Origin of the sequence: Calothrix sp. PCC 7507 (assembly GCF_000316575.1) — a bacterium.
Classification (GTDB): Bacteria; Cyanobacteriota; Cyanobacteriia; order Cyanobacteriales; family Nostocaceae; genus Fortiea.
The window spans coordinates 1,906,482-1,915,000 of sequence record NC_019682.1; the positions used below are offsets into that span (position 1 = coordinate 1,906,482).

The window sequence follows — 8,519 nt, forward strand, 5'->3', positions numbered from 1 at the left end:
TCCTAAAAACGGTCAATATCAGCTTCGATGCTGGCAATTTCTGCTTGGCTTAAAAACACTTCTTCTTTGCGAGTAGCGTAAGCGGGGAAGGGAAAGTTAACTAAAATTGGGGCGGGGACTTCTGGCTGATGCACAAACATTGTCCCGGATTTCAGAAATAAAGCTCGCTTGCGGCAAGAACCGGTTAGAAAGTTGTATTCTGGGCGTTCTGCTTCGGCTGAATCTAACCTACCCACAACCCGGATAGCCGCTTGTCCCACAACCCGCCGTTCAACTTCTGAGGCGGTTTGCTGTGCGCCAATTAAGATAATTCCTAATGAGCGTCCCCGTTCTGCAATGTCCACCAGTAAATCTTTAATGGGGCTACGTCCATCACGGGGCGCGTATTTGTTCAATTCATCCAAAACAATAAAAACAACGGGTTCCCTTCCCTGTTTTTCTTTTTGAAAAAATAGCTTTTGTAATAAAACACCCACAACAAATTTTTGAGCGCGGGCGCTGAGTTTGTGGATATCAGTTACAGTCAGTTGAGCATCTGAAGCTAGGGGATTGAGTTGGTATTTAGCAACTTCATCTGGTGATAAATCCCCGCGAATTAAATGATTAACTTCACTACTGATACCATACAAACGCCGAATCATTGCTTCCGCCGTAGCTGGGACATTTCGCCCTAACCAACGCCTGTTTTCTTCTCTATCTTCATCATTGAGAAGTTTGTCTTCTAAGAAGTCAATTAAATCTCTAAAGGTTTTAATTTGTGTTTTGCTTTCTTCCCCAAACATTTCGACTTGTAAATAAGCTTGGGTTTTGCGACGACTCTGGCGATCGCTATCGTCATTTTCTTCTGCTACCCGTGCTAATCGTTCTTCTACCGTCGTTACTAAGTAGGATAGATTTCCTCGGTCTAAATCTTCACCAGTAAACAGAAAGCGAAACAAGCGATCGCGGCACAATTCCCGAATGCTCCACAAATAAACTGATATCCCTTCAGAACGCTGTTCTAAATCAGAATCAATCGTCCGAGAATCTCTTTTTGGCGTAGCCCGAAAACTTGCACTTTTAAAAGGTTGTACTGGCAATTTCATCAGTTCATATTTATTTTTATCCTTTTGTTTTTCCGAATTGCCATAACTTTGATTGAGTTTGTCTAAAAAGAATAAATCCTCACCTTTAACATTGAAAATTAGCGCTTTTGTATTAGCTTTATAAGAACCTAAAACCAGAGAATTGAAAATAGAATGTAGTAAAAATAAAGCATAGGATGTTTTAGTAGCAACTCCCGAAACCCCAGAGATATTTACATGAGCGCCTTTCTCCCCATTGATAAATGAGTAGTTAAAATATGCTGCATTGCCGTTATTCATAATACCAGCCGGAATTGGGGTATCCATGCTGTCAAAATACAAAGCTGATGCCAAATCCTTACCTACCGCAAGGTGAACCGGATCGCCTGGTTGGGGAGGCAAATATTCTTCTGGCTCAATTCTTGTGACTTGAACGTGAGCAGTGTAAGAAATATTTATTGGTAAAATACCTTCTTTAGCAACTAAAAAAGTATCAGTATCAAATTGCGCTCCTTCGTATTGAGTGCGGACATAATCCACCACACCGTAAAAACGTACAATTCCGCCACCATCTGGACGTTGAGTTTGTACCTCTACAACATCATCTAGGCGTAAAACTTTTTTGGCATCCACTGCTATCCAAAATTCTAAAGGGGTAGCTTCTTTAGTACCTAGTACAAAACCGATTGGTTCGGAAGATGTCATTAATTACCTCCAAAAGATGCCAGAAAGCATTGCAGCCGTCGCTTAATTAGTATTGCATCACCCATTCTTCTGCCTAATTCCCGTTCCAAAGCACTAACAGGTGCAAGGTTTTGTGGTGCGCGGGGATCTCGTGATGGATGGGAAGCATAATAGGGAATTAAATAGCAAGTTTGATTAGCTATTTCTTTAGCTGTTTCTAAAGGTATTTCGCTGGATAATTCCAGTCGGACAATACCATGTAAACCGTGATAGCCAAGTAGTTCTGAGTTAATTTGAGAAGTACCAGATTTTAAATACCATGAATAGCGGGGACGGTTTTTTTCGGCAATTAAGAAAATAGGCGATCGCTCTCCCGGTGCTAATTCCCATAAAAATGCAGCATATTTTTCAGTTAGGTAATTTTTGTGCATTGTTTTCACATAGCCCAAAATAAAATCAGGCGAATTATAAGACAATCGCCCATCCCGAATCACCAAAGTATCCGCATCTTTTGCTATCTGCTTAGTTACTAGCTGTTCTTCTGCGGCTAGCATGGCATTTTGGACAATCAAGCCTCGAACATTGGGAGTATTATCTTGGCTGGGTTTAACTGGTTCGTAGACTAATTCTGCTTTGCTTCCCAAAGGACAAGGGATGCGAGTTAAAACAGCTTCTTGTTCGCCACCAAAACCCAAAACTCGGCGAATAGTAATTTGAGAGCAACTAGCTTGGGGTATAGAACGATCTATTACCACAGCACCCACAGAGATTGTACCGAAAATACCGTAAGAAATTGTGTTGCCATCGCCACCGACAAGGGCAGCATCCAGACGCCGCCGCCCGTCGATAAAAATCAGGCGATTAGGTAGCGATCGCACCTTCTGAGGCTCAAAACTATCCCAATTATCAGTTTCTACTGTCGGGTTAACATCACTTTCAGACAGTGAAAGCTCTTCGCTGATTTGAATTGGCGGCTCGTAGTCATTTCCCCAAGGTTCCAAACGAAAGTTATGCGATCGCCAAAAGTTACTTACATAATTCTCCTCAGGCATTAGTTTTGGCTTTACTCAGTAAATACTATGTTTTCAATAATACTAATAATATTTCTTAAATTACCGCTTTTATAGATTTCATCCCATTATTTGCATTTATTTATACAATAAACCCTTTACTATCGAATACACGCGGTCATAATGAGCAGTTGAAACTGTTCACTGGTAACAGTCTCCTACTATCCGCCTTGATAACTGATAACTGTTCACTGGTTTAACCCGCGTGGCTTAAGTCTTAAGACAGTATGCATCTTGTCACCCTGTATCTTAAGCTTGGCGTGTAAACATGGGTAAAAGTTCATGGCTAAGAAAGATAAGATCAATGCAGAAAATGACTCATCACAATTAAGTCCAGAGGTATTGGACAAAATCAAACACCCACCAAACATAGACGATGTAATCCGCCAACAATCCCCAGCAGAACATCGTGGGAATCCAGGTTTAGTCCCAGAAACCTATGATCAACCAGCGGATGAAATGATTGATTTGGATAAAGAATAGTAAGATGACAATTGCATCCAGTATCTTACTGCTAAACTGTTTTAGCCCATGCTACCAGTCATTTATTCCGATGAATTTCTCGATCACAAAACTGGAAAATACCATCCAGAGAAACCAGAACGTTTAATAGCGATCGCCAACGCCCTCAAAGCGTCTGCATTTGCAGAAAAAATTATTTGGCGATCGCCCACGCCAGTATCAGAAAAACCATCGCTCTTAGCTTTGTTGGCAACAGTCCACACCCCAGCTTATATTCAAAAAGTTCGAGAAATTGCTACTACTGGTGGTGGTTACCTTGACGGAGATACACCCGTATCTCCACGAAGTTATGATGTGGCTTTGCTGGCGGTAAGTGCTTGGCTAGATGGAGTAGATATTGTCCAAGCAAGCGCCAATCCAGCTTTTGTCTTAGCCCGTCCCCCAGGACATCACGCTGAAAGTAATGCTGGGATGGGTTTTTGTTTATTTTCCAATGCGGCGATCGCTGCTATCTACGCCCTACAACAACCTGGAATCAACCGTGTTGCCATTCTAGATTGGGATGTCCATCACGGCAATGGTACACAGGCGATCGTAGAAACCTACTCTCAAATTGCCTACTGTTCTCTACATCAATACCCATGCTACCCCGGTACTGGTAGAGCCTCCGAACGTGGCTTTCATAATAATATTTTAAATTTACCAGTACCACCGGGTAGCGACATCAGTGTATATGAGCCACTATTTACAAAAAACGTAGTGCCTTTTTTATCCAACTTTCAACCAGATTTACTCATTATCAGTGCTGGTTATGATGCTAATGCCACAGATCCCTTAGCAAGTATCAACTTGCAACCAGAAGATTATTCGTTGTTCATTGACCATTGTTTGTGTATAACTCGAAAAGTTCTTTTTGGACTAGAAGGTGGCTATGATTTGTTATCACTTTCAGAGTCAGTTATTGCCACAATTAAGCGCTGTTTATTTTAGTTAATACCTCATAAAATGACAGACCTTACTAAAAAGTTTGCACATTTTTTCAGCAATAAATATACTATTTTATGACGCTTCTTGTAGAAATCTTTTACAAGAGTAAGAGAATTTTCTTTTCATGAACCCCGAAACAAGGTTTTAAGCCGGACTCGTCCCGTTGCGCTAAAATCCCCAGCGATGCCCTGATATTGCCGCAGGTTCTGCAAAAAAAAATCTCTGTTTTCCAAATTAGGTTGAAACCTCATCCCTTATAGATGGATTAGTTTCCCTGTTCCCTTTCACCTACTAGAAATTAGTTTATCAATCTTTAATAGGACTTACGCAGGTGTCACAATTAAATGACCATTTGTAGGGCTGGCAATGCCCACCCCACATGATTAAATTCTGTGCCAGTTGCATAAGTCCTATTTAAAATTAATTTTATACATTATGCAAAACATAAAAAGTTTTGAGAAATTTTCTTAAAAATCAGCCCGGTTAGGCTTTCCTCATTTCGTATTTTAGTAGCTATCAACTAATGAAAAATTCAGTATACCTAATTCTTTTTAAGAGGCTTAAGTATCAGCAAACAAAAAATTTCCAGTAAATCTCTAAAAATGTTTACTGGTATTTTATCAATCTAGACTTTAATAATAGGTCATTTAAGCATATCTTTAAAATGAAAAAGCCTACTTACACTTAAGTGTAAACTGGTAACATAAGTTACTAGATCAAGCAACGCTCTTGTGTGATTTCAAGACGATATATTTTTACATGAAACTATTTTCAGTATTGTATTTGACAAAATATCCATAAAATTCATCGAATCTTCAGAAAGAAAAAGTTTGAAACATATCCTGAAAGAGCTAAAGTTTTGTTAAGATGCAAATGCTAGCAGTTTCTCAGCGAAATACACCACCCTGGGTGTGGAGAAATAGAAAGCACCAGCAGATATAGAATTCAAAAGGTGAAGCAATGACCACCTACATTTTTTTCGATGAAGCCCTCCACATGCTTGCTAATGCCTATCTCATATCAGCAACGCTGCTAATCGCGGCTTCTGGTATAGGCTTGGCAGTCATAGAAACGATTGAAAAGACAGGAGAACGCTGAGGTTTGTCCTGGAAGTGTATTTTATTACCAAAAACCATTGAGTGCAGGTGTTCACCGTGAATAAAACCTGGGAACACTAAACCATGAAAGTCTCACAGCGTTACAGGCTCATCTGAAAGTCACAAAACATAAAGATGACTGTACCGCAGTGGAGACTTCAATCAAGGAGCAAACTACAATGAGTTTATTAGATACAGTGCTAGATACAGAAAACCAAACTCAGATAATACTCAATCCAGGAGAAGCCCTGGCTGCAATCATCTTGGCGGCAACAGCAACAGATGGTTATCTTTCGCAAGACGAAGCGCAATGTATCTCTTCAAGGCTATCTTGCCTGAAGTTGTTTAGAAGTTATAGCAACGATCTGATGAATAGATTGTTTGACAAAATTCTTACCATTCTCCAGCGTGATGGCCTAAACACCTTGTTTAATGCCGCCAAAGAATCCTTATCTGAAGACTTGCGGGAAGCAGCTTTTGCAATAGTGACAGATATGATACTAGCTGATGGTATAGTCACCGAAGAAGAAAAAAGCTTTCTCAATGATTTATATCAATCTCTCGGTGTTTCTACTGAAATAGCAGTACAAACCATTCAGGTGATATTGATCAAAAACCGAGGCTAGGGTAATTGAGTAATAGCGCAGAATATTTTCTTTTCATCACTTCATCAAAAGCTGCCCATTTGTAATTACGTATCATCAATAACGAGATTTTACAAAAACCTAGAAACTAGCACTGACTGTATTATATTTGTCATCACTGAAGTTTCAGCAAGGGATGAGGTGATGAAACGTTCTTATTTAGAAGTATGTGGATAGATCAAAATCATAGTAATTTCCAAAATAAGTCAGACCAAAAATACTTGCTTAAACTTTCTTAAAGTAAAGATTAATAACTTAGCAGAGGTGGTAGATACCTGAAGATTCTCATAGAGCAATCGACTAAAAATAGGACATTATTGCTCAGTACTTACGCAACTGGCACAGTGCGACCGCATTTATTAGTAGTATAAATGTACTACATAAAGGTGGCATACCCAGAGGGAATTGATGAAATTAGTAACAGTAATCGATTGTGTTAAGTATTCTTCAAATCTAGGGATCATACAACTGACACACAATGTTTGTAGGGTGTGTGACTAGGGTGTTGAGTTTGTTGGTTTTTAGCAAATAAATATGTACTATGTCCATAAATAAGGTCACAGAGTGAACAGCCTAGTGTGTGACGCTACGATAAAACTCTGTACATACGCTAAAGACCTATAGCGTCACGCACCTTTCTTTGACTGTAGACACATGTGTAAGTCCTATAAAAAATCCTCTCAGCGATCGCTTCTGTCTATAGAATCTACTGAACTATTTTTTTATGTAGATATAATTATGTGAGACGTTCAAAAAACCGCTGCAAGACCTATCCTTTATTATTTGTAGCCATTTTTCAGCCCCCCAATTGAGAGTTTTTGGAAAAAAAATGTTTTTACCACTTGACGATAATAAAAAATCTTGTTACTGTAGTTAGGTGCTGAAGCGAAAAGCTTGTAAGCAACCGAACCGAGAAAAGTAAATACTTTGAAAGTGTAAGAGAAACCAATCCTCGTCAAGAGATTGATTTTTGGACTAGCTCCAGAATAATAATCAAAAATATACAGGACTCCGAGATACCTAAAGAGCGCATCTCGGATATGCGAACTCAAAGCGCAACAAAACGGAGAGTTTGATCCTGGCTCAGGATGAACGCTGGCGGTATGCTTAACACATGCAAGTCGAACGAAATCTTTAGGGATTGAGTGGCGGACGGGTGAGTAACGCGTGAGAATCTGCCTTCAGGTTGGGGACAACCACTGGAAACGGTGGCTAATACCGAATGTGCCGAGAGGTGAAAGGCTTGCTGCCTGAAGAAGAGCTCGCGTCTGATTAGCTAGTTGGTGGGGTAAGAGCCTACCAAGGCGACGATCAGTAGCTGGTCTGAGAGGATGATCAGCCACACTGGGACTGAGACACGGCCCAGACTCCTACGGGAGGCAGCAGTGGGGAATTTTCCGCAATGGGCGAAAGCCTGACGGAGCAATACCGCGTGAGGGAGGAAGGCTCTTGGGTCGTAAACCTCTTTTCTCAGGGAAGAAAAAAATGACGGTACCTGAGGAATAAGCATCGGCTAACTCCGTGCCAGCAGCCGCGGTAATACGGAGGATGCAAGCGTTATCCGGAATGATTGGGCGTAAAGCGTCCGCAGGTGGCTATGTAAGTCTGCTGTTAAAGAGTGAGGCTCAACCTCATAAAAGCAGTGGAAACTACAAGGCTAGAGTACGTTCGGGGCAGAGGGAATTCCTGGTGTAGCGGTGAAATGCGTAGAGATCAGGAAGAACACCGGTGGCGAAAGCGCTCTGCTAGGCCGTAACTGACACTGAGGGACGAAAGCTAGGGGAGCGAATGGGATTAGATACCCCAGTAGTCCTAGCCGTAAACGATGGATACTAGGCGTGGCTTGTATCGACCCGAGCCGTGCCGTAGCTAACGCGTTAAGTATCCCGCCTGGGGAGTACGCACGCAAGTGTGAAACTCAAAGGAATTGACGGGGGCCCGCACAAGCGGTGGAGTATGTGGTTTAATTCGATGCAACGCGAAGAACCTTACCAAGACTTGACATGTCGCGAATCCTGCTGAAAGGTGGGAGTGCCTTCGGGAGCGCGAACACAGGTGGTGCATGGCTGTCGTCAGCTCGTGTCGTGAGATGTTGGGTTAAGTCCCGCAACGAGCGCAACCCTCGTTTTTAGTTGCCAGCACTTAGGGTGGGCACTCTAGAGAGACTGCCGGTGACAAACCGGAGGAAGGTGGGGATGACGTCAAGTCAGCATGCCCCTTACGTCTTGGGCTACACACGTACTACAATGCTACGGACAGAGGGCAGCAAGCTAGCGATAGCAAGCTAATCCCGGAAACCGTAGCTCAGTTCAGATCGCAGGCTGCAACTCGCCTGCGTGAAGGAGGAATCGCTAGTAATTGCAGGTCAGCATACTGCAGTGAATTCGTTCCCGGGCCTTGTACACACCGCCCGTCACACCATGGAAGCTGGTCACGCCCGAAGTCGTTACCCCAACCTTTCGAGGAGGGGGATGCCTAAGGCAGGACTGGTGACTGGGGTGAAGTCGTAAC

6 protein-coding genes and 1 rRNA gene (1 of these 7 only partly in view) are annotated in these 8,519 nt (G+C 42.0%); 5 read left to right on the forward strand and 2 right to left on the reverse strand.

All coding sequences use genetic code 11. The annotated features are described in order from the left end of the window. Positions 1–2: 2 nt before the first annotated feature. The gene (locus CAL7507_RS08370) at positions 3–1,769 is read right to left on the reverse strand and encodes an ATP-binding protein (protein ID WP_015128031.1); all 1,767 of its coding nucleotides are present in this window, start codon (positions 1,767–1,769) and stop codon (positions 3–5) included. Next, positions 1,769–2,800 carry a hypothetical protein gene (locus CAL7507_RS08375; RefSeq protein WP_015128032.1) on the reverse strand — a complete coding sequence of 344 codons (1,032 nt, stop codon included), beginning with the start codon at positions 2,798–2,800 and terminating at the stop codon, positions 1,769–1,771. Before CAL7507_RS08375 ends, CAL7507_RS08370 begins: the two co-directional genes overlap by 1 nt. A 300-nt stretch (positions 2,801–3,100) precedes the next feature. Here CAL7507_RS08375 and CAL7507_RS08380 point away from each other — a divergent pair, with 300 nt between their 5' ends. From CAL7507_RS08380 to CAL7507_RS08400, 5 genes are all read left to right on the forward strand, one after another. After that, positions 3,101–3,301, forward strand: coding sequence for a hypothetical protein (locus CAL7507_RS08380; RefSeq protein WP_015128033.1), 201 nt, complete (start codon positions 3,101–3,103; stop codon positions 3,299–3,301). A gap of 48 nt (positions 3,302–3,349) precedes the next feature. Next, on the forward strand, positions 3,350–4,270 hold the full coding sequence (locus CAL7507_RS08385; RefSeq protein ID WP_015128034.1) for a histone deacetylase: 921 nt from the start codon (positions 3,350–3,352) through the stop codon (positions 4,268–4,270). A gap of 957 nt (positions 4,271–5,227) precedes the next feature. Continuing rightward, a complete protein-coding gene (locus CAL7507_RS32665; RefSeq protein WP_015128035.1) occupies positions 5,228–5,365 on the forward strand; it encodes a hypothetical protein in 138 nt (45 codons plus the stop codon). A gap of 178 nt (positions 5,366–5,543) precedes the next feature. Beyond that, complete coding sequence (locus CAL7507_RS08395; protein WP_015128036.1) at positions 5,544–5,990, forward strand: tellurite resistance TerB family protein; 447 nt, start codon at positions 5,544–5,546, stop codon at positions 5,988–5,990. Positions 5,991–7,068: 1,078 nt separating this feature from the next. Further along, positions 7,069–8,519: ribosomal RNA gene (locus CAL7507_RS08400) — 16S ribosomal RNA — on the forward strand (it continues 41 nt past the right edge of the window).

Coding starts and splice junctions, on each gene's coding strand:
- CAL7507_RS08370 (WP_015128031.1), bottom strand. CDS start 1,769: ATGACATCTTCCGAACCAATCGGTTTTGTACTAGGTACTAAAGAAGCT.
- CAL7507_RS08375 (WP_015128032.1), bottom strand. CDS start 2,800: ATGCCTGAGGAGAATTATGTAAGTAACTTTTGGCGATCGCATAACTTT.
- CAL7507_RS08380 (WP_015128033.1), top strand. CDS start 3,101: ATGGCTAAGAAAGATAAGATCAATGCAGAAAATGACTCATCACAATTA.
- CAL7507_RS08385 (WP_015128034.1), top strand. CDS start 3,350: ATGCTACCAGTCATTTATTCCGATGAATTTCTCGATCACAAAACTGGA.
- CAL7507_RS32665 (WP_015128035.1), top strand. CDS start 5,228: ATGACCACCTACATTTTTTTCGATGAAGCCCTCCACATGCTTGCTAAT.
- CAL7507_RS08395 (WP_015128036.1), top strand. CDS start 5,544: ATGAGTTTATTAGATACAGTGCTAGATACAGAAAACCAAACTCAGATA.